This is a genomic window from Saccharothrix sp. CB00851, assembly GCF_001905065.1.
GTDB lineage: Bacteria > Actinomycetota > Actinomycetes > Mycobacteriales > Pseudonocardiaceae > Actinosynnema.
The window spans coordinates 79,924-105,485 of sequence record NZ_LWLC01000065.1 but is presented as its reverse complement, the minus strand read 5'-3'; the positions used below and the strand labels follow the sequence as shown (position 1 = coordinate 105,485).

At 71.2% G+C, this 25,562-nt stretch carries 26 protein-coding genes; 9 read left to right on the top strand and 17 right to left on the bottom strand.

What is annotated here, in order from left to right; translation table 11 throughout:
- Positions 1–3: 3 nt before the first annotated feature.
- A complete protein-coding gene (gene pgsA, locus A6A25_RS40215; protein ID WP_073899592.1) occupies positions 4–588 on the bottom strand; it encodes a CDP-diacylglycerol--glycerol-3-phosphate 3-phosphatidyltransferase in 585 nt (194 codons plus the stop codon).
- Positions 585–1,961 (bottom strand): 30S ribosomal protein S12 methylthiotransferase RimO, encoded by a 1,377-nt coding sequence (gene rimO / locus A6A25_RS40210; RefSeq protein ID WP_073899590.1) that lies wholly within the window; start codon positions 1,959–1,961, stop codon positions 585–587. The genes pgsA and rimO overlap by 4 nt, the downstream gene beginning before the upstream one ends.
- A 166-nt stretch (positions 1,962–2,127) precedes the next feature.
- Here rimO and A6A25_RS40205 point away from each other — a divergent pair, with 166 nt between their 5' ends.
- The 4 genes from A6A25_RS40205 (at position 2,128) to A6A25_RS40190 (ending at position 4,734) form a co-directional block, all read left to right on the top strand.
- Entirely contained in the window at positions 2,128–2,628 is a 501-nt protein-coding gene (locus tag A6A25_RS40205; RefSeq protein ID WP_241829176.1) for an amino-acid N-acetyltransferase, read from the top strand.
- Positions 2,629–2,691: 63 nt separating this feature from the next.
- A complete protein-coding gene (locus tag A6A25_RS40200) occupies positions 2,692–3,546 on the top strand; it encodes a MerR family transcriptional regulator (RefSeq protein WP_073899588.1) in 855 nt (284 codons plus the stop codon).
- A 108-nt stretch (positions 3,547–3,654) separates the two neighbouring features.
- The gene (locus A6A25_RS40195; RefSeq protein ID WP_073899586.1) at positions 3,655–3,912 is read left to right on the top strand and encodes a hypothetical protein; all 258 of its coding nucleotides are present in this window, start codon (positions 3,655–3,657) and stop codon (positions 3,910–3,912) included.
- A 390-nt stretch (positions 3,913–4,302) separates the two neighbouring features.
- Complete coding sequence (locus A6A25_RS40190) at positions 4,303–4,734, top strand: phospholipase (protein ID WP_073899843.1); 432 nt, start codon at positions 4,303–4,305, stop codon at positions 4,732–4,734.
- Between the two features lie 55 nt (positions 4,735–4,789).
- Here the strand turns inward: A6A25_RS40190 and A6A25_RS40185 are convergent, their stop codons facing one another.
- Together A6A25_RS40185 and A6A25_RS40180 are read right to left on the bottom strand one after the other, a co-directional pair.
- Positions 4,790–5,476, bottom strand: a complete 687-nt coding sequence (locus A6A25_RS40185) for a glycoside hydrolase family 12 protein (protein WP_073899584.1) — start codon at positions 5,474–5,476, stop codon at positions 4,790–4,792.
- A 207-nt stretch (positions 5,477–5,683) separates the two neighbouring features.
- Positions 5,684–8,119 (bottom strand): DNA translocase FtsK, encoded by a 2,436-nt coding sequence (locus tag A6A25_RS40180; protein WP_073899583.1) that lies wholly within the window; start codon positions 8,117–8,119, stop codon positions 5,684–5,686.
- A 198-nt stretch (positions 8,120–8,317) separates the two neighbouring features.
- Here A6A25_RS40180 and A6A25_RS40175 point away from each other — a divergent pair, with 198 nt between their 5' ends.
- Entirely contained in the window at positions 8,318–9,091 is a 774-nt protein-coding gene (locus A6A25_RS40175; protein WP_083669061.1) for a lysophospholipid acyltransferase family protein, read from the top strand.
- A gap of 167 nt (positions 9,092–9,258) precedes the next feature.
- On the opposite strand, the gene A6A25_RS40170 is transcribed toward A6A25_RS40175, so the two are convergent.
- The 8 genes from A6A25_RS40170 to thyX form a co-directional block, all read right to left on the bottom strand.
- On the bottom strand, positions 9,259–10,482 hold the full coding sequence (locus A6A25_RS40170) for an MFS transporter (RefSeq protein ID WP_241829175.1): 1,224 nt from the start codon (positions 10,480–10,482) through the stop codon (positions 9,259–9,261).
- Positions 10,483–10,634: 152 nt separating this feature from the next.
- Entirely contained in the window at positions 10,635–12,863 is a 2,229-nt protein-coding gene (locus A6A25_RS40165) for an RCC1 domain-containing protein (protein ID WP_073899579.1), read from the bottom strand.
- Between the two features lie 204 nt (positions 12,864–13,067).
- Entirely contained in the window at positions 13,068–14,750 is a 1,683-nt protein-coding gene (locus A6A25_RS40160) for a ribonuclease J (protein ID WP_198933042.1), read from the bottom strand.
- Entirely contained in the window at positions 14,747–15,643 is an 897-nt protein-coding gene (gene dapA / locus A6A25_RS40155; protein ID WP_073899575.1) for a 4-hydroxy-tetrahydrodipicolinate synthase, read from the bottom strand. The genes A6A25_RS40160 and dapA overlap by 4 nt, the downstream gene beginning before the upstream one ends.
- A gap of 38 nt (positions 15,644–15,681) precedes the next feature.
- Positions 15,682–16,302: a TIGR03085 family metal-binding protein gene (locus tag A6A25_RS40150; protein ID WP_073899573.1), complete on the bottom strand. Its 621-nt coding sequence runs from the start codon at positions 16,300–16,302 to the stop codon at positions 15,682–15,684.
- Between the two features lie 9 nt (positions 16,303–16,311).
- Complete coding sequence (locus A6A25_RS40145; RefSeq protein ID WP_073899571.1) at positions 16,312–17,772, bottom strand: serine/threonine-protein kinase; 1,461 nt, start codon at positions 17,770–17,772, stop codon at positions 16,312–16,314.
- 72 nt (positions 17,773–17,844) lie between these two features.
- Entirely contained in the window at positions 17,845–18,234 is a 390-nt protein-coding gene (locus A6A25_RS40140) for an ACT domain-containing protein (protein ID WP_073899569.1), read from the bottom strand.
- A gap of 5 nt (positions 18,235–18,239) precedes the next feature.
- The gene (gene thyX, locus A6A25_RS40135; RefSeq protein ID WP_073899567.1) at positions 18,240–18,992 is read right to left on the bottom strand and encodes an FAD-dependent thymidylate synthase; all 753 of its coding nucleotides are present in this window, start codon (positions 18,990–18,992) and stop codon (positions 18,240–18,242) included.
- Between the two features lie 142 nt (positions 18,993–19,134).
- On the opposite strand from thyX, the gene A6A25_RS40130 reads away from it, so the two are divergent.
- Positions 19,135–19,659, top strand: coding sequence for a toxin-antitoxin system HicB family antitoxin (locus tag A6A25_RS40130; RefSeq protein ID WP_073899565.1), 525 nt, complete (start codon positions 19,135–19,137; stop codon positions 19,657–19,659).
- Between the two features lie 9 nt (positions 19,660–19,668).
- Positions 19,669–20,556 (top strand): DUF4097 family beta strand repeat-containing protein, encoded by an 888-nt coding sequence (locus tag A6A25_RS40125; RefSeq protein ID WP_073899563.1) that lies wholly within the window; start codon positions 19,669–19,671, stop codon positions 20,554–20,556.
- Positions 20,557–20,621: 65 nt separating this feature from the next.
- Here the strand turns inward: A6A25_RS40125 and A6A25_RS44495 are convergent, their stop codons facing one another.
- From A6A25_RS44495 to A6A25_RS40110, 3 genes are all read right to left on the bottom strand, one after another.
- The gene (locus tag A6A25_RS44495) at positions 20,622–20,858 is read right to left on the bottom strand and encodes a hypothetical protein (RefSeq protein WP_073899562.1); all 237 of its coding nucleotides are present in this window, start codon (positions 20,856–20,858) and stop codon (positions 20,622–20,624) included.
- Between the two features lie 146 nt (positions 20,859–21,004).
- Positions 21,005–22,216: a winged helix-turn-helix domain-containing protein gene (locus A6A25_RS40115; protein WP_073899560.1), complete on the bottom strand. Its 1,212-nt coding sequence runs from the start codon at positions 22,214–22,216 to the stop codon at positions 21,005–21,007.
- On the bottom strand, positions 22,206–23,102 hold the full coding sequence (locus A6A25_RS40110) for an EamA family transporter (RefSeq protein ID WP_073899558.1): 897 nt from the start codon (positions 23,100–23,102) through the stop codon (positions 22,206–22,208). Before A6A25_RS40110 ends, A6A25_RS40115 begins: the two co-directional genes overlap by 11 nt.
- Before the next feature lie 98 nt (positions 23,103–23,200).
- Here A6A25_RS40110 and A6A25_RS40105 point away from each other — a divergent pair, with 98 nt between their 5' ends.
- Together A6A25_RS40105 and A6A25_RS40100 are read left to right on the top strand one after the other, a co-directional pair.
- Complete coding sequence (locus A6A25_RS40105) at positions 23,201–23,752, top strand: GNAT family N-acetyltransferase (RefSeq protein WP_073899556.1); 552 nt, start codon at positions 23,201–23,203, stop codon at positions 23,750–23,752.
- A 21-nt stretch (positions 23,753–23,773) separates the two neighbouring features.
- Positions 23,774–24,274 carry a hypothetical protein gene (locus A6A25_RS40100; protein ID WP_073899554.1) on the top strand — a complete coding sequence of 167 codons (501 nt, stop codon included), beginning with the start codon at positions 23,774–23,776 and terminating at the stop codon, positions 24,272–24,274.
- On the opposite strand, the gene A6A25_RS40095 is transcribed toward A6A25_RS40100, so the two are convergent.
- Together A6A25_RS40095 and A6A25_RS40090 are read right to left on the bottom strand one after the other, a co-directional pair.
- Complete coding sequence (locus A6A25_RS40095) at positions 24,222–24,599, bottom strand: PRC-barrel domain-containing protein (protein ID WP_143193724.1); 378 nt, start codon at positions 24,597–24,599, stop codon at positions 24,222–24,224. The two genes, A6A25_RS40100 and A6A25_RS40095, sit on opposite strands and share 53 nt — an antisense overlap.
- 62 nt (positions 24,600–24,661) lie before the next feature.
- Entirely contained in the window at positions 24,662–25,438 is a 777-nt protein-coding gene (locus A6A25_RS40090) for a cellulose-binding domain-containing protein (protein WP_073899550.1), read from the bottom strand.
- Positions 25,439–25,562: the final 124 nt, after the last annotated feature.

The following is a 25,562-nucleotide window of genomic DNA, read 5'->3' as shown; positions in this document are numbered from 1 at the left end:
CGTTCACGCGCCCGCCACCGCGCGCTTGCCCCTGGCCCGCAGCCGGAAGGCGCGGATGACGTAGTCGACGCCCGTGACGACGGTCAGCACCACGGCCGCGCCCATCGTGGCCACCGACACCACGTCCAGCCAGGACGGCAGCGGCAGCACGTACAGGCCGATGGCGACGATCTGCACGAGCGTCTTGGCCTTGCCGCCGCGGCTGGCCGGGATCACGCCGTGCCGGATGACCCAGAAGCGCAGCAGCGTCACGCCCAGCTCACGGGCCGCGATGACGATCGTCACCCACCACGGCAGCTCGCCGAGCAGGCTCAGGCCCACCAGCGCGGCACCGGTCAGCGCCTTGTCCGCGATCGGGTCGGCGATCTTGCCGAAGTCGGTGATCAGCCCGTGCTTGCGGGCCAGGTTGCCGTCCACGTGGTCGGTGACCGACGCCACCGCGAACACGCCGAACGCGGCCAGCCGCCACCACGGCTGGCGGCCGTCCTCGGCGAACAGCAGGTAGAGGAACACCGGCACGAGCACCAGCCGGGACATCGTCAGCACGTTGGCGATGTTCAGCACCGGCACGCGCGCGGGTTCGGTCACCTCGGGAGCACCTCGATCGCGGAGACGACCAGGTCGACGCCCTCGGACTCGTCGACCCGGCAGCGGACCAGGTCGCCGACCTTCAGGCCGTCGGCGTTGGTGATGACGCACTCGCCGTCGACCTCGGGCGCCTGGTGGGCGGCACGGCCGACGCAGTCGTTCTCGTCGTCTTCCTCGGTCTCGACCAGGACGACGACCTCCTCGCCCACGCGCTCCTCGGCGCGCTGGGACGTGAGCTCCTCGACCAGGTTGGAGATGCGGGCGACGCGCTCGGCGATGGTGTCGGCGTCCAGCTTGTCCGGCAGGCCCTCGGCCTCGGTGCCGTCCTCGTCGGAGTAGCCGAACACGCCGACCGCGTCCAGCCGGGCGGCGGTGAGGAAGCGCTCCAGCTCGGCCACGTCGTCCTCGGTCTCGCCGGGGAAGCCGACGATGACGTTGCTGCGGATGCCCGCGCGCGGCGCGAGGGAGCGGATCTGCTCGACCAGGCCCAGGAACGACTCCGTGGAGCCGAACCGGCGCATCCGGCGCAGCACGGGCTCGCTGGAGTGCTGGAAGGACATGTCGAAGTAGTCGGCGACGCCGTCGGTGGTGGCGATGGCCTTGACCAGGGTGGGCTTGGTCTCGGCGGGCTGCAGGTAGGAGACGCGGACGCGGTCGATGCCGGGCACCTTCGCCAGCCGCTGGAGCAGCAGCTCCAGGCCGCCCAGCTCGCGCGGCAGGTCCTTGGCGTAGGAGGTCGAGTTCTCGGAGACCAGGAACACCTCGCGGACGCCCTGCTCGGCCAGCCACATCGCCTCGGCCACCACCTCGTCCGGGTGGCGGGACACGAACGCGCCGCGGAACGACGGGATCGCGCAGAACGAGCAGCGGCGGTCGCAGCCGGAGGCGATCTTCAGCGGTGCGACGGGCGTGTCCGCCAGGCGGGTGCGCAGCACGCGCGGGCCCCAGCCGTGCCCCGGGACCTGCACCTCTTCGGCCACCTTGGGCCGCTGCACGGGCGTGAGCGGCAGGAGGGTGCGCCGGTCGACCGGCTTGTGGGACTCGATGCTCTGACCTGCCAGGACGTCGTCCAGGCGGGCGGCGAGGTCGGTGTAGTGGTCGAACCCCAGCACGGCGTTCGCCTCCGGGAGGCTGTCGGCCAGCTCGGCACCGTACCGCTCGGCCATGCACCCGACCGCGACCACCTTCGCGCCGCTGTCGGCGGCGGCGAGGAGCGTGTCCACGGAATCCTTCTTGGCGGACTCGACGAAACCGCACGTGTTGACCACGACCACGTCGGCCTCGTCGTCGACCAGCTCCCACCCGCCCGCCGTGAGGCGGCCGGCGAGCTCTTCGGAGTCGACTTCGTTGCGGGCGCACCCGAGGGTCAGCATGGCGACGCGCTTGGACGTGGAGGGGGAAGACACGGTGCTCAGCGTAACCGGCGCTGCCCCTTCTCCTGTCCGCCCGTGCGCCGTCCGCGTGGTGGGCGACCGGCCGGGCGATGACACGGCTCACCTGAGCGTTCGTCGCGGAAGGGCTGGGCATAGCGTTTGCACCGTGAACGACTCGATCAACGTGCGTCGCGCCCGCACCGGCGACGTTCGGGCGATGAAGGCCCTCATCGACGCCTACGCCGGCAAGGTGCTGCTCGCCAAGCCGCTCGTCACGCTGTTCGAGGACATCCAGGAGTTCTGGGTCGCCGAAGAGGACGGTGTGGTGCTCGGGTGCGGTGCGCTGCACGTGCTGTGGGAGGACTTGGCCGAGATCCGGTCGGTGGCGGTGTCGCCGCACGCGTTGGGGCGGGGCATCGGGCACCGGATCGTGCACCGGTTGATCGAGACGGCCCGTGAGCTGCAGTTGGAGCGGCTGTTCGTGCTGACGTTCGAGACCGAGTTCTTCGGCAGGCACGGGTTCGTGGAGATCGACGGCACGCCGGTCTCCCCCGAGGTGTACGAGGAGATCATGCGGTCGGCCGACGAGGGTGTCGCGGAGTTCCTCGACCTCTCGTACGTGAAGCCGAACACGCTGGGCAACTCGCGCATGCTGCTGCACCTGTAACTCTTCGAGTGAAAACTCGAAGAGTGTTGACTCAGTGAACTCAGAACCGCCAAGATCGGCGACGTGGAGCAGTTGACGGTCGACGAGCTGGCGGTCCGGGTCGGCCTGCCCGGCAGCACCATCCGCATGTACCAGACCAAGGGCGTGCTGCACCCGCCCCGCCGGCAGGGCCGGGTCGCCTACTACGACGCCTCCCATCTGGAACGCCTCACGCTCGTCCAACGCCTGCAGTCGCGCGGCTTCTCGCTGCCCGCCATCGCCGAACTGGTGAAGGCGCGCGAGAAGGGCGCGAGCGTCGCGGCGGTGCTGGGCGTCGGCGAGGCGGAAGGCCCGGACGACTGGGTCCGGATCAAGGTCCGCGACATCAGCCACCTGGTCCCGCTCGGCGACATCCGGCCGCGCGTCCTGCGCCGCGCCGTGCAGCTCGGCCTGGTCCGCTGGCGCCGCGGCTGGCCGCACGTCCGCCGCTGGGCGCTGGAGGCGGGCAACCGGCTCGCCACGCTGTCCGTCCCGAGCGAGGACGTGCTGGACAAGTTCGCGAACCTGCGCACGGCCACCGACGGGATCGCGGCCGACTTCGTGGAGGTCTTCGAGCGCAGGCTGTGGCCGCAACTGGCGGACAACGCCGACCAGGAAGACCAACTGGACCGGATGCGCGCCCTGCTCGTGGAGCTGACCTACACGGCCGAGACGGTGGTCATCGGCACGTTGCGCGAGTCCATCCGCGAGGCCGCCGAGGAGTTCGCCCGCCGCCACCAACTGCTGCCCAGCGACGACTTCCAGCCCGCCTGGGTGGAGGAACCCGTGCCCATCGCGGAACGTCTCATCGAGACCGATGAGGACGACGAGTTCCCCGACGAGCCGACGATCCAGCGGTTCCTCGACCGGGGTGACGACCACGACGAGCCGATCAGGTGACCGCGGTCGTGCCCGACCCGGCCCGGGCGTCCGGGTGCCCGTGCCGGGCGCAAGCGCTTGCCGAAGCGGCTTGGACCAGTTCACCACCTACGCACGGAGGGCGGAGGCGTGATCGCACTCATCGGAGCACTGGTAGGTCTGCGCGCGGGGTACCGGTACGACCGCTCGATCGGCAGGCACCCGTTGCGATCGGGGGTGAAGCGGCTGGTGTTCTGGGTGCTGTTGTTCGTCGCCGAGTGCCTCGTGGTGCCGCAACTGGCCGTGGCGGTCGGCCCGGTGGTCGTCGTGGTGGTGTTCGCGTACGTGATGGCGATCGGTCTGGCCGGGCCGTGGGTTTCGGAGTACTACCGCAGGCGTGCGGCCTGATCACGCCCACGGACTGGCTGCGGCTGCGCGAAGTCCCGGCCGCCGACGCCGGACCGGTGGCGGGGTCGGCGCCCGGCTGAACAGACGAGCCGGTGTTGGTCGGGTACGGGCAGTGCGGCGGGTGGTTCAGCCTCCTCAAGAGAGGCGAAGCGGCACAGTCGGTCTGCCTCCGAATGGCACAGCGGATGCCTGCCGGGCGGTGCGGCGGACGCCGATCTGTTGGCGTTGCTGGGATTACGAGGTCAACCGGTCCGGCCCGCGGCCGGGATCGCGTGCGGGACAACGTTCACCCGTCGTTGACGCGGTATGAGCCGATCGGGGCTGTTGTGCGTTGATCTCCGGCCGGTAAAAACCCCTCAAGCCCGAAAACCGAGGGGAACAACAGTGCTCGTGAAATCCCTGCGCAACGCTTTCGCCGTCGTGGTCGCCTCGCTCGCCCTGGTGGCCGGCGCCGGTGCCGGTGTCGGCCAGGCGGCCATCAACGCGCCCGCCGTGACCGACGACTACCTGTTCACCAAGTCCCTGTCGCAGTTCAGCTCGCTGCGCGCGCAGCGGCCCTACAGCACCCAGCTCGACTGGTCGTCGGACGGCTGCTCGTGGTCGCCGGACAACCCGTTCGGCTTCAAGTTCCTGCCCGCCTGCCACCGGCACGACTTCGGTTACCGCAACTACAAGCGGCAGGGCCGGTTCAACGCGACGACCCGGCTGCGGATCGACAACAACTTCAAGTCCGACCTGTACCACCAGTGCGCGGGCAACTGGTCCTGCAACCGCACGGCCGACCTGTACTACCAGGCCGTGCGCGAGTTCGGCGCCAGCTGACCGGTCGACCGCTTCGCAGGGGCCCACGCCGATCGGCCGGGCCCCTGCGAAGTCCTCAGGTCGTGATCGAGAAGCTGTTCGACACGAAGTCCATGCCACCCGACGACGACGTGATCTCGAACCCGAACTGCACGTCGCCCACGGTCACGTCGCCGTACCACCCGCGCGCGCCGATCCACTTCAGCACCGCCAGGACGTCGACCGTGCCCGAGTTGGTGTTGCTCGTCCGCACGAACGAGAACACGGCGTTGGAGCCGTTGGAACCCCGGTACACGTCCCAGGTGTGACCCCCGACGGACACGGTGGTCTGCCTCGACCCGATGGGCCCGACCGCGCCCTGCTTGTTCATCCAGATCATGATCTCGTAAGCGTGGTTGTCGGCCCAGATGTCATAGGCCGTCGCATAGGCGCCCGACCCCGGCCGGGTCACGTTGAACGAACTCGAAAGCCTGCTCAACCCGCTCAGCTTCCGGTTCACCGCCTTCGCCGAGTGCGGGTAGGACTTCACGCCGCCGGTGTTCGGGTGGTTGGCCCACACGCCCCAGTTGCTGTAGGAGTTGGCCCAGATCCCCTGATAACCGGCGCCCGAGCCCCAGATGTTGTTGCGGACCGTGTACCCGCCGTTGGACCACGTGGCCCACTGGTCGCTGGACGACCAGGTCGCGGCGTGCGCGACACCGGTCGCTCCGAGCAGGGAACCCACCAACGCGACCGCGATCACGGCCGAGCGCATCCTGTTCATGGCGCTTCTTCCCGGGCAACGCTGCCCACTTCGGCACACCGGTGCCGAATCGCTTCGAAACGCGGTGCGCGGGATACCTGGCGACGCGGCGGTGGAGGTCCCGACTATCGCAGCACAATGCGCGCCGGGTCAACGCCCGACGTATTCGACTGATTCGACCGCACCATTCGACCGACTATTCGACAATCGCTTTGTGCGCCAACGCGGTCAGTCTTCGTCCCCGTCGTCGCCCGGCCCGGAGCCACCGCGGATCAGGTAGACGACCGAGTCCAGCTCGTCGGGCTTGATCAGCACCTCGCGGGCCTTGGAGCCCTCCGACGGGCCGACGACGCCGCGCGTCTCCAGCAGGTCCATCAGCCGACCGGCCTTGGCGAAGCCGACCCGCAGCTTGCGCTGCAGCATCGACGTCGAGCCGAACTGCGAGGTGACGATCAGCTCGGCCGCCTGGATCAGCAGCTCCAGGTCGTCGCCGATGTCGGCGTCGATCTCCTTCTTCTCGCCCGCCTTCGCCGCCGTGACGCCGTCGGTGTACTCGGGCTGCGCCTGGTCCTTGGTGAAGTTGACGATCTCGGAGATCTCGTCGTCGGCGACGTACGCGCCCTGGATGCGCACCGGCTTCGAGGCGCCCATCGGCAGGTACAGGCCGTCGCCCATGCCGATCAGCTTCTCCGCGCCCGGTTGGTCCAGGATGACCCGCGAGTCGGTCAGCGAGGACGTGGCGAACGCCAGCCGGGACGGCACGTTGGTCTTGATCAGACCGGTCACCACGTCCACCGACGGCCGCTGCGTCGCCAGCACCAGGTGGATGCCCGCCGCACGCGCCTTCTGCGTGATCCGGACGATCGCGTCCTCCACGTCGCGCGGCGCGGTCATCATCAGGTCGGCCAGCTCGTCCACGATCGCCATGATGTACGGGTACGGCCGGTAGACGCGTTCGCTCCCGGGCGGCGCGGAGATCTCGCCGGAGCGCACCTTCCGGTTGAAGTCGTCGATGTGGCGCACCCGGTTGACCTGCATGTCCTGGTAGCGCTGCTCCATCTCCTCGACCAGCCAGGCCAGCGCGGCGGCGGCCTTCTTCGGCTGGGTGATGATGGGCGTGATCAGGTGCGGGATGCCCTCGTACGGCGTCAGCTCGACCATCTTCGGGTCGATCAGGATCATCCGGACCTCGTCCGGGGTGGCGCGCGCCAGCAGGGACACCAGCATCGAGTTCACGAAGCTCGACTTGCCGGAACCCGTGGAGCCCGCGACCAGCAGGTGCGGCATCTTGGTCAGGTTCGCGGTGACGAAGTGGCCCTCGATGTCCTTGCCCAGCCCGATGACCATCGGGTGGTTGTCCTTGACCGTGGACGGCGAGCGCAGCACGTCGCCCAGCCGCACCATCTCGCGGTCGCTGTTGGGCACCTCGATGCCGACCGCGGACTTGCCCGGGATCGGCGCCAGCAGCCGCACGTTGTCCGTGGCGACCGCGTAGGCGATGTTCTTGGTCAGCGCGGTGATCTTCTCGACCTTCACGCCCGGACCGAGCTCGACCTCGTACCGGGTCACGGTCGGGCCGCGGGTGAAGCCGGTGACCTGCGCGTCAATGGAGAACTGGTCGAGCACGCCGGAGATGGCCTCGATCATCACGTCGTTGGCCTTGCTGCGGGCCTTCGGCGCGTCGCCGTCCTTGAGGATGGTGGGCGGCGGCAGCCGGTAGTCGCCCTCGACCGCGCGCACGGCGATCGCGGCGGCCTTCGAGGTCTCGGGGGTCGCCTTCGGCTTGGGGGTGGACTTGGCCGGTGGCGGCGGTGGCGGCTCCTCGTCCAGCGGCAGCTCGGGCTGCTCGTCGGGCTCTGCGGTGGCGGCGGCCTGGCGGCGGCTGCGCGACGGGCGGCGCAGCTTGGCCGGCTTCTCCTCCTCCGGCTCCGGCTCGACCTCCTCGGCGCCGAAACCGTCGAACTGGTCGGCCTTGCGGTGCAGCAGGCCGCCGAGCTTGCCGGGCACCTCGCGGATCGGCACGTGCACGAGCAGCAGCACGCCGTAGGCGAAGATCAGCACGAGCAGCGGCCCGGCGACCCAGGGCGTGAGGCCCTGGGCGAGGAACCCACCGGCGAGGAAGCCCAGCGCGCCACCGGCGTCACGGCGGGCGATCGGGTCCATCGGCAAACCGCCCACCAGGTGGAACATGCCCAGGAAGCCGACCGCGACCAGGATCGAGCCGATCACCAGCCTGGGTCGTGCCTCGGGGCTCGGGTCGGTGCGCATGAGGGTCACGCCGACCGCCAGCAGCACCACCGGCACGATCACCGCGGGGCCGCCGACGGAGCTGCGCACGGCCACGTCGACCCACTGGCCGACCGGACCGCCCGCCTGCCACCACACGCCCGCGGCGGTGATCACGGCCAGCGAGATGAGCACCAGCGCCAGGCCGTCACGGCGGTGCGCCGGGTCGAGCTCCTTGCCCCGGCCGACCGCGCGGACAACCGAGCCGACACCGCGACCGAGCAGTCCCCAGACCTTGCCGATGGAGCTGGACGACTTCTTCGCCGCCGCTCGCTTGGCGGGTGAGCGCTTGGAGGCCGGTCGGGATGCGCCGGCCCGTGGCTTCGCCCCGGAGCTGCGGGTCGTGCCCTTGCGCGAGGTTCCAGTTCGGCCGGCCATGGTGTATACCGTAGTCGCTGAGGCCCCACCAGCCCCAGTTAACAACGTTGGCCACGCCCGCCGCGAGGTCGCGTCGGTCGTTCGCGACTCATTTCCCGGCGATCACGCGGGAAATCAGGCGCGAACGATCGACTTCCAGGCGACCTCGCCCGCGACGCCGGAGGCGGCGCAATCCAGCACTGCCGTAGCCTGCCCGTCGTGTCCACACCACTGCTGTGGCGCGTGCTGACCGCCGTCGACCAAGGGTTCGTCGGTCTCAGCGGACGACTCGAAGTCACCGGCGACATCCCGGCGGACCTCAGGGGACGTCCCCTGCTGCTCGCGTCCAACCACATCGGCAACCTCGACCCGTTCGTGCTGATCGCGGCGTGCCGCCGAATCGGTGTCGCACCGCGCTTCCTGCTCGCGGGCGGGTTGCTCGACGCACCGATCATGGGACCCGCGCTGCGTGCGTCCGGCCACCTGCGCGTGGACCGCGCGGCGGCGGACGTCGGCGAGGCCTACCACCGCACCGTCGAGGCGTTGCGGCGCGGTGGCGACCCGATCGCCATGTACCCGGAGGGCCGGATCAGCCTCGACCCCGGTCTGTGGCCGGAGCGGGGCAAGACGGGTGCGGCGAGGTTGGCCCTCAGCGGCGGGATCCCGGTGGTCCCGGTGAGCCAGTGGGGCGCGCACGAGGCCGTGTACTGGGGCAACACGCGAGTCAGCGGGTGGGCCGACTTCAAGCCCTACCTCACGTCCTACCTGCGCGGGCTGCGGAAGCGGCCGACGTTCAAGGTGCACTTCGGCAAGCCCGTGGACCTGTCCGGGCTGGAGGACGGCAAGCCGGGCGACGCGCGGCGGGCGCACGAGCGGATCATGCGCGCCATCACGGCCGGCCTGGTGCCGTTGCGGATCAACGAGCCCGACCTGCCGAAGTTCCACGACCCCACACGGCCGACGACGGGGCACAGCCCGTGGCGGCCGGAGTGACGACGTGACCGGAACAGGCCAGTCCCGACGTCGGCGGCGCGGGGCGGAGCAGCCTGGTCCCGGGTGGGCAACACGGCCCACCCGGAGCAGGAGGTACGAGATGACGAACAAGGACTGGACGGTCCGCGGCAAGAACTGGGCCGCGCGCAACAAGAGCTGGTGACGGATCAGCCACCCGCGGGCACGTCGCCCGCGGGTGGCTGGTTCGCCCGCCGCCAAGCCACCGCGCACGCGAGCGAGCACAACGCGCCCGTCCCACCGGCCACGGCCGTCGCGGTCGCCGGGTCCCAGAGGTCGGCCAGCAACCCGCCGACGAACACGGTGCACCCTTGGGCCGCAACGATCCCGGACGACGCCACCCCGATGGCACGGCCGCGTTCGGCGTCGGGCGTGGCGCGGACGAACCCCGACTGCGTCTGCAACAGGTACGCCGTGGACGCCGCGCCGGACAAGCTCCACAGCACGAACGTCAGCACCAGACCGGGCCGGAAAGCGCACAGCACCAACGGAATCCCGGCGCACACCGCCAGCGCGCCCACCAGCCGGGCGCGGTGGTGCACGGGCACGTACCGGACGAACAGCCAGGCCCCGAGCACGCTGCCGAGCGGGTCGGCCGCCATCAGCACGCCCACCACCGCCGGTCCCGCACCGAGCTGGTCGGCGTACGGGACGGCCAGCGCCTCGGGCACGACGTACCAGCCGACCAGCCACGCCAACAGCACCAGCACCCGCCGTCGGGGATCGCGGGCCACCGACCTGATCACCCCGCGCACCGAACCGGCGGATTCCCGTGCGACGGCAGGCCGTGGCCGATTCCGCACACCGATCCGGATCAGGGCGGCCGACAGTAGGAACGTCACCGCGTCGGCCACCAGCGCGAGCCCCGGGCTGATCGCGGCCACCACCACCCCACCGCCCGCGAACCCCACCAGCTGCGCGGCCTGGCTGGTCATCTGCCGCACGGCCAGGCCGCGTTCGTACAGGTCACCGGACAGCACGTCGGGCAGCAACGCGCCCTGGGCGGCGGTGAACGGCGACCCCAGCAGCACCACGACCACGAGCAGCCCGCACAACGCCCACAACGGCAGCCCCGGCACCGCCATCACCGCGACCAGCACGGCCCGCGCCACGTCCGCCGTGACCATGACCGCCCGCCGCCGGTACCGGTCGGCGAGCCAGGACAGCAGGACCCCGCCGAACAACGCGGGCAGGAACGTCAACGCGTACACGCCGGCCGCCCACAACGCCGACTCCGTGCGCCCGTACACCAGGACCGCGAGCGCGACCCTTGCCAACTGGTCACCGAAGATCGAGAACAGCTCCGCTGCCCAGAGGAAGCGGAACTCCCGCAGCCGGAACACCGCGATCACGGCCGGTTCGCTGCGGTTCACCGGCCCAGCATGTCGGCAGCCCGACGTGCCGCCGCGCCGCTGTCCGCTAGCTGCCGGCCGCCCGCGCACGACGGCTGCGCGCCACGCGGCTCCTGGGCGTTCCCGCGGAAGGTGCGGGTGGGCGCCGGTGATCGCCGGCGCCCACCCGGTTCTCACGGGTTGGGCACCAGTGCCTGCCCACCGTCGCCCAGCGCGGTGACGGTGCCGAGGTCCGGGCCCTGGACGGGCCGCAGCGCGGGAATGCCGCTGGGCGGGGTGCCGAGGTCGCCGCTGGAGTTGTTGCCCCACATCCAGAGCCGACCCGAGGCGTCGAGCACCTGCCCGCCGTAGATGTGGCTGACGACGTCGACGGCGCCGGTGATGCCGACAACCCGAACCGGCACGTTCTTGACGCAGTCGAAGCAGTCGCTCCCGTCGCCGAGCGCGCCGGACGAGCCATCGCCCCACGACCACACCGTGCCGTCGTTGCGCACCGCGTAGCCGTTGTAGCTGTCACCGTCGATCTCGACCACCCCGGTCAACCCGGAGACGCGCACCGGGACCCGGGAGATGTAGTCGGTCGTGCCGTTGCCGAGGGCGCCGCTGTAGTTGTCGCCCCACGCCCACGCGGTGCCGTCCGCGGTGACGGCGAACGCGGTCGCCCCTTCCGCGGCGATCTTGACGACGCCGGTGAGCCCGCTGACCCTGGTCGGCACGCTCGACGACGCGGAGGTGGACCCGGTGCCGAGCTGGCCCCGGTGGTTCCAGCCCCAGGACCAGACCGTGCCGTCGTTGCGCAACGCGTAACCGGTTTCCCAACCGCCCGCGATGGCGGTGACACCCGTGAGCCCGGGGATCTGCCGGGGTTGCGCCGGGTGGGCGCCCACGCCGAGGCCCCGCGCGCCGGAGCCGTCGCTGCCCCAGGACCAGACCGTCCCGTCGGCCCGCAACGCGTAGTGGTTGCCGGCAAACCCGTCGGCGACCGCGACGGCCCCGGTGAGCCCGGTCACCCGCACCGGGATCGGGACGACGGCGGAGGCGTACCAGGCTTCACCGAACTGCGAGCCCCTGCCGCTGCCCCAAACCCACACCGAGCCGTCGGCCAGCGCCGCGGTGCTCGACGCCAGCGACACCACGCCGGACAACCCGTGCAGCGGCTTCGGCAACGAAGAGGACGTCGTCGTCCCGTTGCCGAGCTGCCCGTGGTTGCCGCCCCACACGTAGGCGCAGTCGCGCAGGCACGGCACGGGCGGCACCGAGAAGTACCCGGCCAGGTCCACGGCGACGTGGGTCTCACCCGCGTTGTTGTAGGTGTAGAAGCGCGACGCGTGGACGTCGTACTGGATCTCGACCACGGCGAGGTTCGCCGCCGTCTGGCCGCGCGCCAGGTTCAGGTTGGACGTCTCCGGGCGATCGCGTTCGGTCTGCCAGGCCGTGACGTACGTGTCGGCCGTCGGCGCGATCCCGGTCATGTTGACCACGGCGCCGATGGCCTCCGCCGGCACCGCCGCGTCGGGCATGACACCCCGGGACCGCTGCGGCCCGATGGGCGTGGCGTTCTGGTTGCCGTTCCCGGTGCCGTTGCGGGTGTCGAAGATCCGCCGCGGTGCGATCGGGGTGAACACCGCTCCGTACTCCGGCGTGTAGAACCCCTGGATGTCGACCACCAGGTCGAGCTCACCGGCGTTGTTGTACAGGTTCACCAGCCGTCCGGCGCCCAGCGCGACGGTCGTGAGGTTCGGGTTGGTGCCGCCGATCGGCACGTTGACCGTCGAGGCGGTCGGCCGGGCGGTGCCCGCGGGCCACGCGGTGACGTACGTGTTCGCGGTGGCGCGGGCGGCCGTCACGTTGAGCACGACCGCGGACGCCGAGGCGGGCACGGTCCGCGACAGGTCCAGCGTCGTCGTGCCCCCTGGACCGACGTGCCCGCCGCGGTACTCGTCCATCACCCGGGACGCCCGCACCGGGATGAACTTCGACCCGCCAGAGGTCGCGTAGTACCCCGCCAGGTCGGCGATGAGGTGCGTGCTGCCCGCGTTGTTGTAGAGGTCGACCACGCGGTCCGCGCCCACGGCCACGGTCACCAGGTTCGCGCGCGTCTCACCCACGCGCAGGTTCAGGTTCGACACCACCGGCCGCGCCTGCCCGTGCGGCGACGCCGTCACGTACGTGGCCGCCGTCGGCTCGGTCCCGGTCAGGTTGAACACGACCGCCGTGGCCGACGCCGGCACCGACCCCGCCAGGTCGACGGTCGTCGTGCCACCGGCGCCGACCGGACCACGACCGGACCGGGTGTCCAACACCCGCGTCGGCGACAACGCCGTGTAAGTCGACCCGACGGCCGCCTCCGCCGCCACGGCCCCGGACCCGACCGGAACGACCACGACCACGGCAGCCGCCATCAGGGCAGCGAGAAGGAACCGCAACAGATACCCCCGATCAAGGATCCCCCGACCCACGCGGAGGCTAGCAGTTCGCCACCGGGCACCACACCGGAATCCGCGGCGATCGAGGGACCGCCCACCTGGGCGAATCCGCCGGAGGAGCACGGTGCCGTCGCCTCCGCCGGACTCACGGCGAGGGCGACGGCACCGGCGTCACGTCGATCAGTTCACCGGGATGATGGTCGGCACGATCATCGGCCGCCGGCGGTAGGTCTCGGCGACCCAGCGGCCCACCACGCGGCGCACGGCCTGGGCGATGCGGTGCGAGTCGGTGATGCCCTCGGCTTCGGTGCGGGACAGTTCCATCTCCACCAAGGAGATCGCCTGGTCGAGGGCCTTCGGGTCGTCGGAGAACCCGCGGCCGGACACGGTCGGTGGGGCGACCGCGCGGCCGGAGCTGGAGTCGACGGCCACGGTGATCGCGATGAAGCCGCCCTCGCCGAGCACGAGCCGGTCGGACAGGGTGGACTCGCCGACGTCGCCGACCGACAGGCCGTCCACGTAGACGTGACCGACCTCGACCTTGCCGCTGATCGCCGCCTTGCCGTCGACCAGGTCGACCACCACGCCGTCCTCGGCGATGACGACCCGCTCGGGGTTCACGCCCGTCGCCACGGCCAGTGCCGCGTTCGCCCGCAGGTGCCGCCACTCGCCGTGCACCGGCATCACGTTCGACGGCCGCACGGCGTTGTAGAGGAACAGCAGCTCACCGGCGGGCGAGTGGCCGGACACGTGCACCTTGGCGTTGCCCTGGTGCACGACCGTCGCGCCGAGCCGCGCCAGGCCGTTGACCACGCCGAACACCGCGTTCTCGTTGCCCGGGATCAGCGACGACGCCAGCACGATCGTGTCACCGGCCTTGATCGAGATCTGCCGGTGCTCGCCGCGCGCCATCCGCGACAACGCCGACAGCGGCTCGCCCTGCGACCCGGTCGACACGAACATGACCTGGTCCTCGGGCATCTCCATGGCCTCGTTGAGGTCCACGAACAACCCGTCCGGCACGTTCAGGTAGCCCAGCTCGGCCGCGATGCCCATGTTGCGCACCATCGACCGGCCGACCAGCGCGACCCGCCGCTTGTACTGCACGGCCACGTCCAGCACCTGCTGCACGCGGTGCACGTGGGAGGCGAAGCAGGCCACGATCACGCGCTGGTTGGCCTTGCGGATGACGTTCTCCAGCACCGGCCCGATCTCGCGCTCCGGCGCGACGAACCCCGGCACCTCGGCGTTGGTCGAGTCGACCAGGAACAGGTCCACGCCCTCGTCGCCGAGCCGGGAGAACCCGGCCAGGTCGGTGAGCCTGCCGTCCAGCGGCAACTGGTCGAGCTTGATGTCACCGGTGTGCAGCACCAGACCCGCCGACGTGCGGATGGCGACCGCGACCGCGTCCGGGATCGAGTGGTTGACCGCGAAGAACTCCAACTCGTACGGCCCGTACGTGCGGCGTTCGCCGTCGGTGATCTCGATCAGCCGCGGCGTCTGGCGGTGTTCCTTGCACTTGGCCGCGAGCAGCGCCAGCGTGAACCGCGAGCCCACCACCGGCAGGTCGGGGCGCAGCTTGAGCAGGAACGGCACCGCGCCGATGTGGTCCTCGTGCCCGTGGGTGAGCACCAGCGCCTCGATGTCGTCCAACCGGTCCTCGATGGCCCGGAAGTCCGGCAGGATCAGGTCGACGCCAGGCTGGTCGTCCTCGGGGAAGAGCACGCCGCAGTCCACGACGAGCAGCCGGCCGGCGTGCTCGAACACCGTCATGTTGCGGCCGATCTCGCCAATTCCGCCCAGTGCGACGACGCGCAGACCTCCGTCGGGCAGTGCGGGCGGGGGTGAGCTCGGGTTGATCACGCGTTGACTCCCAATTCGGCCTCTACGGCCTTGATGTCCTCGGTTGAAGCGGGTACCAGCGGCAGCCTCGGGTCACCCACGTCCAGACCGCGCAAGCGCAGCGCCGTCTTGGCGTAGGTGACGCCGGGCATCCGGCTGAAGGGCCGCAGCAGCGGCAGCAGCGACTGGTGGATCGCGGTCGCGCCGGCGACGTCGCCGGACTCGAACGCGTCGAGCAGGTCGCGCAGCCGGTCCGCGGCGATGTGCGAGATGACGCTGACGAAGCCGACCGCGCCGACCGACAGCCACGGCAGGTTCAGCGGGTCGTCACCGGAGTAGTAGGCCAGGTCGGTGGCGGCGATGACCTTGCTGCCCGCGAGCAGGTCGCCCTTGGCGTCCTTCACCGCCACGATACGCGGGTGCTCGGCGAGCCGCAGCAGCGTTTCCACCTCGATGGAGATCACCGCGCGCGGCGGGATGTCGTACAGCATCACGGGCACGCCGACCTGGTCGGCCACGGCGGTGAAGTGCGCGAGCACACCCGCCTGGGTGGGTCGCGAGTAGTACGGGGTGACCAGCAGCAGGCCGTGCGCGCCCGCCGCCTCCGCCTGCTTGGCCAGGTGCACGCTGTGCGCGGTGTCGTACGTGCCGGCGCCGCTGACCACGGTGGCCCGGTCGCCGACCGCCTCCACCACGGCCCGGACCAGGTCCGCCTTCTCCGCGTCGCTGGTGGTCGGGCTCTCACCGGTGGTGCCGTTGACCACGAGACCGTCGTTGCCCAGCCCGACCAGGTGCTCGGCGAGCCGCTGCGCCTTGTCCAGGTCCACCGCCCCCTCGGCGTCGAACGGGGTGACCATGGCGGTGAGCACGCGGCCGAAAGGTCGGCCGGGCGAGGCGGTAGGACTTGCGGTCATGGCCGGAAATCTACCGCGTCACCCTCCGCAAGCTGCGACTACATGCTCCGGTCGAGGCCGCGCACCAGCCGGACCGCCTCGGCTTCGCCGTCGTACTCGACGCGTGCGGCGGCCCGGCCGAACACGTGCACCAGCAGTTCCGAGACCTGCCCGGTCAGCACCACGGGGTTCGCGCCGCGCCTGGCCACGACCGCCTCGCCGTCCGGGCGGCGCAGCACCACGCCGACCGGGCTCTTGCGGTACATCAGCCGGGCGGTCGGCGCGAGCCGCCGCCAGAGCACCGCGTCTCGTACCGGATCGGGTGAACGCGGCTCCCAGTCCTCGCGCGCCCGGCGCACGTCCTCGTGGTGCACGAAGTACTCGACGGCGTTCACCAGTTCGTCGGCCAGCGCGTACGGCGAGAACCGGGGCGGGCCGACGCGGACCAGCCCGACCAGCTCGTCCCACGGCTTGGCGGCGTAGGCGTCCTGGACGCGCTGCGTGTGGCCGGCCAGGGGCTTGACCAGGATGCCCGCCGCCGCGTCCGGGCGGCGCTCCCGCAGCACCAGGTGTGCGGCGAGGTCACGCGTGCGCCAGGGGTCGCACAGCGTGGGCGCGTCCGGGCCCACCTCGGCGAACAGCTCGGTCAGCAGCCTGCGTTCGTCCCGCGCGACGCCCATGCGCCCACGCTACTCGGCGTAGACCTGCTCGTTCAGCGCGGAGCCGTCCTTGTTCCACAGCACGCACGCCACGTCGCGGTAGCGCCTCTCCTCGTCCGACGACCTGGACTTCGTCGGGTCCTCCTCCCACGCGCCGAAGGTCGGCACGAGCGCCACGTACCGGAGCTTGGACTGCTTGTCCTCGACCGGCACCCGGTCGGACATGAAGTACATCGTGCAGAAGTTCTCCGCGTACCCGCGCAGGTACTCCTCACCCGGGTAGGGCATCTTGTCCGACCCGAACGGCTCGGCCGCCGCGTAGACCTCGGTCCGGTGCTGCTTCTCGCAGTCGGTGTAGTTGACCGTGTTCTTGGGGTCGACCAGGTTGTCACCGCACTGCCCGCCGCCCGCCTTGAACTGGTCGGGCTGGATCGTGCCGCCGGGTCCGTAGGTGATCGTCTCGGCCATCGCGGCGGGCGGCTGCTCGGTGAACCACCACCGGCCCAGGAACACGCCGGCGACCAGCAGCGCCACCGCCGCCACCGCCGTGCCGGTGATCAGCACGCCCTTGAGCCACGGCTTCCGCACGGCGGTCGGCGCGGTGTAGTGCATGGTCTGGTTCGGCGGCGCGCCGAACCCGGTCGGCGGCGTCGGCTGGGCGGCCGCGCGTTCCAGCATGGCGCGTGCCTGCGGGCCGGTCAGCCTGGCGTTCGGGTCGGGCATCATCAGGCCGGTGATCACCGCGCCGAGCACGCCGTGCGCCCTGGTCAGGCGGGGCATCTCGTTCATGATCGCGTGCAGGGTGGACGCGGTGGTGGAGCGCTCGTAGGGGTTGGCGCCCTCGACGGCGTAGCAGAGCGTCGCACCCAGCGCCCACAGGTCGGAGGCGGGCGAGGCCTCGTTGCCGTGGATGCGTTCCGGCGACATGTAGGCGGGCGAGCCGATGAGGCTGCCCGCGGTGGTCAGCCGCGGGTCGTCGACGGCCTGGGCGATGCCGAAGTCGGTGAGCTTCACCCGGCCGTTGGGCGTGACCATGAGGTTGCCGGGCTTGACGTCGCGGTGCACGATGCCGGCCTGGTGCGCGGAGTCCAACGCGGACAGTGCCTGGATGGCCATCGAGATGACCCGGTCCTGCGGCATCGGGCCGTGCGCGGCGATCAGGGTGGACAGCGTGGCGGCCTCGACCAGCTCCATCACGATGTAGGTCATGCCGGCCTCGGCGACCACGTCGTACACGGTGACCACGCCGGGGTCGTTGAGCCGGCCCGCGGTGCGCGCCTCGCGCAGCACCCGCTCCTCCAGCACCCGGCGCTCCTCCAGCGCGATGCCGTCGGGCAGGTGCAACTCCTTGATGGCCACCTGGCGGCCGATCACGTTGTCCTGGGCGCGCCAGACGACGCCCATGCCACCGCGACCCAACTCGGCGAGCAGGGTGTACCTGCCCGCGATCACGCGGGGTTGGGCGCTCACACCTTGCGTCGGACCAGTCACCGTCACTCCTCGAAACCCCGACCGCGGACCGGGCGGAACGCTACTTCAGACCGTGCATCGCCCGATCCGGTTTCACGGTTTCGTGACTTCGTGACCCGATGCGCGCAACGCCTGCACGGCGCGGGCCAGGTCGCCCGACTTCACCAGCAGGTGGTCGGTGTCGTAGGTGGACAACGCGAACAGGCTCACACCCGCCGCGGCCAGTTCACCCGACAGTGCGGCCATGATGCCAGTGAGGGTGAATTCCAGCGGACCGCGCACGGTCAACAACCGCCACCCGGACTGGACGGTGTCCGCCGGCGGTGCGTTCTCGACCGGGCACACGATCGACAGCTCGTCGGGCGTCCTGGTCACCGAGACCAGGCCCGGCGCGTCGAGCAGCCCGGCCGGGACGGGCGCGTCGGCGGGCAGCCGCGCGACCGCGTACTCACCCGGCTGGACGTCGACGATGAGCCGCTTCACGGCCGTCAGCCCTCGGTGACCAGCGGGCTGGAGGCGACCTCGGTGCCGTCGGCCAGGGTGGAGATGGTGAAGTCGGCGAACGCGTTGGCCGCCGCCTTCTGCAGTTGGCGCAGGCACTCCACGGCCAGCGCGCGGATCTCCACGTCGGCGTGCTCGGTGGCGCGCATGGCGATGAAGTGCCGCCACGCGCGGTAGTTGCCGGTCACCACGATGCGGGTCTCGGTGGCGTTGGGCAGGATCGCGCGGGCCGCCTGGCGTGCCTGCTTGCGGCGCAGGGTGGCGCTGGGCACGTCGGAGAACTTCTCCTCCAGGCCCTTGAGCAGCTCGTTGTAGGCGGCGATGCTGGCCTGCGCGGCGGCGAGGAACTTCTCGTGCAGCTCCGGGTCGTTCGCGATGACGTCCGGCTCGACCATGGCGGCGTTGCGCTCGGGCACGTACCGCTGGGACAGCTGCGAGTACGAGAAGTGGCGGTGCCGGATCAGCTCGTGGGTGAGCGAGCGGGAGATGCCGGTCAGGTAGAAGCTGACCGAGCCGTGCTCCAGCACGGACAGGTGGCCGACCTCGATGATGTGCTCGATGTAGCCGGCGTTCGTGGCGGTGGCGGGGTTCGGCTTGGTCCACGACTGGTAGCACGCGCGGCCGGCGAACTCGGCCAGCGCCTCGCCGCCGTCGGCGTCGGTCGACCACGGGACGCCGTCCGGGGGGAAGAACTCCGTCTTCGCGATCAACTGCACCTTCGGCGCCACCGTCTCAGCCATGGCTCGAACCCTAACCGAAGCCGGCTCGCGCGCCGCTGTTCGGTCGACCGGTGTGCGTCCGTTCGCCGTGCCGCCCGGTGACACCATGAACGACATCACGGGTTTCCTTGACTGATGTCACTTTTGACGTCATGGTGGTGTCATGGATCTGTCGCCGTACATCGCAGCACTGCGCGAGGACCTCGCCACGGCCGCGTCCGCCGGGGACGACAACACCCGGCGCACCGCGGCCCTGCTGTCCGCAGCTCTGGAGCCCGCCGCGCGGCTCGCGCTCATGAACGCACTGTCCGACCTGGCCGCGGAGGTCACCGCGGCCCTCGACGGCCCCGTCGTCGACGTGCGGTTGGACGGACGGGACGTGCAGGTGGTCGTCACCGGCACGGCCGCTCGGGAAGAACACGAACCCGAGCCGCAGGAAGTTCCCCGGCCGTCCGCCGGTGACGCCACGCGCGTCACCCTGCGACTGCTGGACGAGCTGAAGGCCAAGGCGGAACAGGCCGCCGCGGCGCAGGGCATGTCGCTGAACACGTTCGTCGCGCAGGCCGTGCAGGGCGCGGTCGGCGGGCGGCGCGGCGGTGGCCACCACAAGCACTGGGGGCCGCCGAAGGACCAGTCGGGCGGCGACTCGTCGTCGTCCTCCCGCGTCCGCGGCTGGGTGCAGGGCTGAGGGGGGATCATGGAATCGGATGTCGTGCGGCAGCAGAGCTTCGAGGTCGACGGCGTGGTGGAGGTCGACGTGGCGCTGCTCGCCGGCCGGGTGAAGGTGCACCTGGTCGACGAGCCGGGCGTGCACGTCGAGGTCAAGCACGACCCGTCGCCGGGCGAGTCGTGGACGGCGGGCCTGAACGGGCTGCTGAACTGGGTGAACAACCAGTTCGGCGGCGTGCCGGGGCAGCCGACCGGTCCTGGCGACGCGGTGCGGGACGCCCAGGTCGAGCTGTCCGGCGGGCGACTGAAGGTGCACTCGTCCAAGGCCCTGCCGTTGCGCGCCGTGCCGTTGGGCGTGACGGTGCGGGCGCCGCTCGGCTCGCACGTGATCACCAAGGCGGGTTCGGCGGACGTGACGGTGACCGGCGCGGCGGGCCGACTGGAGATCCAGACCGGCACCGGTGACGTGACCGCAGATCGCGCGGACGCGTCGTCGCAGGTCAACTCGGGTTCGGGCAAGGTGAGGCTCGGGCCGATGCTGGGCGGGTTGAAGGCGAAGACCGGCAGCGGCGACATCGAGGTGTCGTCGGTCGGCGGGAACACCGTCGTCTACACGGGCACCGGCGACGTGTGGCTGGGCGCCGTGCAGAACGACGTTCAGGTGCGCACGGGCGGTGGTGACGTCACGGTCGCCGACGCCGCGTCCGGCCGGCTCCAGCTCGGCACCGGCTCGGGTGACGTGCGAGTGGGCGTGCGACCGGGCGTGACGGCGCAGGTGGATCTGGTCTCCAGCTCGGGCTCGGCGCGCAGCGACCTGGACGTCTCCGACACCCCGCTGGAGGACGAGGCCGCGCTGTTCATCACCGGTCGGACCGGTAGCGGCGACGCCCTGGTGACCACCGCGACCACGGCCTGACCGGCGGTCCGATTTGTCAGACCAGACCGCGGCGTGCGCACCTCCGATGCGCGCGCCGCGGTTTCCTACTTGGCCGCTTGGAGTCCCGCGACCAGCAGTGACACCACCGCGTCGAAGCTCCGGTCGACCTCCGGCGACGACCACGACGGCGCGTGGACCGGGTCGTGGAACCTGGCGGTGGCGGCCAGCACGGCCTCGGCGGCCCCGGCCGGGTCGTCGGCGGTGAAGTCGCCGGACGCCACGCCGTCCTCCACGATCCGGGTCAGGTCCGCGACCAGGGTCGCCACGTGGGCGTCGACCACGGCGCTGTGCTCCTCCTCGGCACGACGGGGCCCGAGGTGTCCGCGCTGGGCCTGGGCTGCATGGGCATGTCCGACGTCTACGGCCCGGCCGACGAGACCGAGAGCATCACCACCATCCACGCCGCCACTTGCCGAGGGTCGACGCGTCATCCGACCACCGCGCCCAGCGCCGGCGCCAAGTCGCCCTTCGGGACCACGGCCACGTCGTCCAGCTCCAACCAGTCGGCCATGTGCCGCAGCTCGGCGGCCAACTCCACCGCGACCCGGCCCACGTCCGCAGTCGGCTCCGAGTACGCCGCCTGGACCCGCAGCACGCTCGCCGCCCGGTCCGCCTTCAGGTCGACCCGCCCCACCAGCTCGCCGTCGAGCAGGAACGGGAAGACGTAGTAGCCGTGGACACGCTTTGGTGCGGGTACGTAGATCTCGATCCGGTAGAAGAAGTCGAAGAGCCGTTCGGTTCTGGCTCGTTCCCAGATCAGCGGGTCGAACGGGCACAGCAGGGCGCGACCGGTGATCCGGCGCGGTACGCGGGCCTCGACGTGGCGGTAGGCGGGTGCGGTCCAGCCCTGTACCTCGACCGGTTCCAGCACGCCGGCCTCGACCAGGTCTGCCACGGCCTGCCGGCTGCGGGCCGGCTGCAGGCGGTAGTAGTCGCGCAGGTCTGGCTCGGTCGCCACGCCGAGCGCCGTCGCGGCACGCGTCACCAGTTCGCGCGCGCCCTCCTCTGCCGAGACCGACAGCCGCCGCGCCAACGCCTCTGGCGGCAGCACGCGTTCGCTCAGGTCGTACAGCCGCTCGAAGCCGCGCCGCGAACCGGTGGTCAGCACGCCCTCGCCGAACAGGTACTCGCACACCTTCTTGACCTCGGACCAGTTCCAGCCCCAGTGGTCCTTGGCCCGCGGCCCGCCACCGGCGAGCGCCCTCTCGATCGCGCCCGCGCCGACCGGCCCCAGTTCCTTCACCACCGCCAAAATGTCGTCCACGAGCTGCGGCGAGCGCTCGGCGATCGCCGTGTAGTTCTTCCACCAGCCCGGCCGCTTGGCGCCGGAGTGCAGCAACGGCCAGTCCTCCACCGGCACCAGGCTCGCCTCGTGCGCCCAGTACTCCACCAGCAACCGTGGCTTGCGGGCGCTGTGCGACCACGCGGCGGAGTCCACCAAGGACGGTGCGTAGGCGCCGAGCCTGCTGAACAACGGCATGTAGTGCGCGCGGACGGCCACGTTCACCGAGTCCAGCTGCAGCAACCGGATGCGGGACATCACCTTCTGCAGGTGCCGCCGGGTGGGCGCCGAGGCGGGCCGGGTGTCGGCGAAACCCTGTGCGCCCAGCGCGATCCGGCGGGCGACGTCAGCGCTCATCTTCTGCACGGACGGATCCTCCCACCGGGGTACGACATTTCCGCTCGGCCCGGACCACCAACACCACCGCGGCCACCACCAGCAGACCGCCGGCCAGCTGGAACACCCCGAACCGCTCGTCGGCCAGCCACACGCCCAGCACCACCGCGATCACCGGGTTCACGTACGCGTAGGTCGCCACGGTCGACACCGGCAGCTGACCCAGCACGTACACGTACGAGCTGAACGCCAGCAACGACCCGAACACCACCAGGTAACCCCACGCCACCCACGACGACGTGGTGATCACCTCGAACGACACCCGCTCCCCCGCGGCCAGCCCCACCACCGTCAACGCCGTCCCGCCGGCCAGCATCTCCACCGCCGACAACGCGAACGGGTTCGCGGGCGTGTCCAGCCGGTTGCTCAGGAACGACCCCAGCGCCCACCCGAACGCCGCCAGCAGCACGACCCACGGCCCCCACCACGACGAGTCGCCCATGTCGTCCAACAACAACGCGGCCAGCCCCACCAGCCCGATCACCACGCCCGCGTACGTCACGCGGTGCGGCCGTTCACCGGCGAACCGCCGCATCAGCACCACGTAGAGCGGCACGGAAGCCACCAGCAGCGCCGCCAACCCCGACGCCACCGACTGCTCGGCCAGCACCACGAGCCCGTTGCCCCAGGCGGGCAGCAGCAGCCCCAGCAGCACCGCCGAGCCGAACTGCCGACGCGTCATCCGCAGCCCGCCCCGCCACGCCACCACCAGCGCCAGCACCGCGCCCGCGATCAGGAACCGCGAGCCGCCCGACAGCAGCGGCGGCATCGACTCGATGGTGAACCGGATGGCCAGGTAGGTCGAACCCCAGACCACGTACACGACACCCAACGCTGCCCAACGCACGTCGCTGACGCTGTCACGCCGGACCTCCCGGAATCACGCGCATTTCGGCCACGGTGTCCGACGCCACTCCCGTCCGGGACGGCCGATAGGGTGCCGGCATGGCCGACGCCACCGTGCGCACCGCGCAGCCCGACGACGTGGCGGAGATCGCCCGCATCCACCGCGACACCTGGCGCACCGCCTACCGCGACCTCGTGCCCGCCGAGGTGCTGGCGGCGATCGACGTCGACGAGACCTCGACCGCGTGGGCCGAGGCCGTCGCGCACGGCCAGGTGTTCGTCGCGGCCGAGGGCGACTGGACGGTCGGGTTCTGCGTCGCCGGGATGGCGCCCGAAGGGGAAGTGGCGCACGCGGACGGCTCGCTGCCCGACGACGCGGCCACGACGGCGCTGGTGAACGTGCTCGTGGAACCGCGGTGGGGACGGCGCGGGCACGGCGGCAGGCTGCTCGCCACGGCCGCCACGCAGCTGCGCGAAGCGGGCGCGACCAGGGGTGTCGCCTGGGTGCCGGAGGCGGACAAGGCGTCGATCGGCTTCTACGGCAAGGCGGACTGGGCGGCCGACGGCACGGTGCGCACCCTGGACGCCGGTGGGAAGCCATTGCGCGAAATAAGGGTTACCGGGGGGTTGTCCCTACTGCTCGAGCCTTGACCGCACGGGTAGCCTCGCCGGGTGTTCGGGTGGTTGTGCCTCACGTTCAGCGTAGCTTTCGGCTCCGCTCTGTTACCCCTCATCAGCATCGAGATCTTCGTGATCGGGCTGGTGACCCAGCAGCCGGGCATCTCGTGGTGGTGGATCGGCCTCGCGGTCGCCCTGGGCCAGGTGCTGGGCAAGATGTTCTACTTCCTCGCCGCGCGCGGCTCGTTGCACCTGCCCGCGTTCCTCAAGCGCAAGGAGAAGAAGGCCAAGCCGCTGTCGACGTGGCGGCTGAAGTGGAAGGCCAGGCTGGAGTGGGTGCGCGTGCGCTGCCACCGGCACCCGCACTGGATGTTCGGCACGCACGCGGTCAGCTCGGTGGTCGGCCTGCCGCCGTTCATGTTCACCACCGTGCTGGCGGGTCTGGCGGGCATGTCGTCCTGGTTGTTCATCTCGACCAGCGTGGCCGGCCGGTTCGCCCGGTTCAGCGTGCTCGCCGCTTCACCCGCCGCGGTGGCTGGCTGGTGGGTGCACTAGCGCCGCGCTCGTGGCGCACCAACCGCTGCTCGGGCAGCGTCAGCCCGTAGTGGTCGTGCAGCTCGGCCTGCTCGGCGTCGGAGAGGTCGCGGCCACCGACCTTCGGCGCGTCCTCCACCTCCCGCTCCTCCACGGGAACCACGAGCCTGCGGTCGCGCACCTGGGCACCCCGGATCGGCACGAGCGTGGTGCCGCGGTCGGTGCGCACGGAGGCCCACAGCGGGCGGCCACCGGCCAGCCACAGCTCCGCGACCGGTCCGATGGGCCGGCCGTGCCGATCCAGCACGTCACAGTCGTAGAGGCGGTCCACCGCTGAGCGATCCATGCCTCTTCGGCTACCCGACCGTTCGGGTGATCGCACGGCGAACCACCCGGTCGTGTGACGACCTACTGTCCCCCGTCGGGGTCCTCGTCCACCCGTCCGAGCTGTCGGCGCACCACGAGCAGCACGGCGACGCCCACGGCCGCCACGAGCACGCTGATGACGAGGCCGAGGCGCAGCGCGTCCACGCCGCTGTCCGGGCTCACGTCGGCGGACAGCACGACCGCCGCCTTCTGCGAGACCGTCGGCCAGGCGAACGTGCCGGCCGCCGACGACGGCGCGGACGGCTCGGTCGTGGCGGACGACGAGGACGATGTCGTCGATGTCGTGGTGGTCGTCGTCGTGGTGGTCGTGGCGGGCGGCGCGGTCGTGAGCGACGGCGTCGCGGACGGTGGCGGTGCGTCGTCCGTCGTGGTGACGGTCGCGACCGAACCGGTGCACGGCACGCCGTCGACGGTGAACGCCGTCGGCTCGGGGTTGCTGCCCGACCAGGTGCCGTTGAAGCCGACCGTCACCGACCGGCCGGTGCCCACCCGGCCGTTGTGGTCGGCGTTGCTCACCCGCACGGTGCTGCCGCTCTGGCTGAACACGCCGTTCCACGTCTCGGAGCTGATCCGCTGCCCGGCGCCGAACGACCACTCCAGCGTCCAGCCCGACAGCGGGTCGCCGAGGTTCGTCAGCGTGACCCGCGCGCCGAACCCGCTGCGCCACTGGTCGATGATCACGTAGTCGACGTCGCACCCGGCCGCGGCGCGGGCCGTGGACACCGGGGTGGTGACGCCGACCGCGACCAGGGCCGCGACGACGGCGAGAGCCGCCCGGACGATCCGAGCGAAGTGCATGGGGACTCCTGGGAGGTGCGGTGGATCACCTGATTCTTCCCCAGGAGGCCCGCGTCGTTAGCCGAACGTGAGAGCAATGCCCAGCGCGGCCGCGATCACCACGCAGGCAACGGTCAGCAGCAGG

What these genes read in the sequence shown, in the direction of transcription:
- A6A25_RS40105 (WP_073899556.1), top strand. Translation starts at nt 23,201, where the DNA reads ATGGCCGACGCCACCGTGCGCACCGCGCAGCCCGACGACGTGGCGGAG.
- A6A25_RS40185 (WP_073899584.1), bottom strand. Translation starts at nt 5,476, where the DNA reads ATGAACAGGATGCGCTCGGCCGTGATCGCGGTCGCGTTGGTGGGTTCC.
- A6A25_RS40130 (WP_073899565.1), top strand. Translation starts at nt 19,135, where the DNA reads ATGGATCTGTCGCCGTACATCGCAGCACTGCGCGAGGACCTCGCCACG.
- rimO (WP_073899590.1), bottom strand. Translation starts at nt 1,961, where the DNA reads ATGCTGACCCTCGGGTGCGCCCGCAACGAAGTCGACTCCGAAGAGCTC.
- A6A25_RS40115 (WP_073899560.1), bottom strand. Translation starts at nt 22,216, where the DNA reads ATGAGCGCTGACGTCGCCCGCCGGATCGCGCTGGGCGCACAGGGTTTC.
- A6A25_RS40180 (WP_073899583.1), bottom strand. Translation starts at nt 8,119, where the DNA reads ATGGCCGGCCGAACTGGAACCTCGCGCAAGGGCACGACCCGCAGCTCC.
- A6A25_RS40150 (WP_073899573.1), bottom strand. Translation starts at nt 16,302, where the DNA reads ATGGGCGTCGCGCGGGACGAACGCAGGCTGCTGACCGAGCTGTTCGCC.
- A6A25_RS40165 (WP_073899579.1), bottom strand. Translation starts at nt 12,863, where the DNA reads ATGGCGGCTGCCGTGGTCGTGGTCGTTCCGGTCGGGTCCGGGGCCGTG.
- dapA (WP_073899575.1), bottom strand. Translation starts at nt 15,643, where the DNA reads ATGACCGCAAGTCCTACCGCCTCGCCCGGCCGACCTTTCGGCCGCGTG.
- A6A25_RS40095 (WP_143193724.1), bottom strand. Translation starts at nt 24,599, where the DNA reads ATGGATCGCTCAGCGGTGGACCGCCTCTACGACTGTGACGTGCTGGAT.
- thyX (WP_073899567.1), bottom strand. Translation starts at nt 18,992, where the DNA reads ATGGCTGAGACGGTGGCGCCGAAGGTGCAGTTGATCGCGAAGACGGAG.
- A6A25_RS40090 (WP_073899550.1), bottom strand. Translation starts at nt 25,438, where the DNA reads ATGCACTTCGCTCGGATCGTCCGGGCGGCTCTCGCCGTCGTCGCGGCC.
- A6A25_RS40125 (WP_073899563.1), top strand. Translation starts at nt 19,669, where the DNA reads ATGGAATCGGATGTCGTGCGGCAGCAGAGCTTCGAGGTCGACGGCGTG.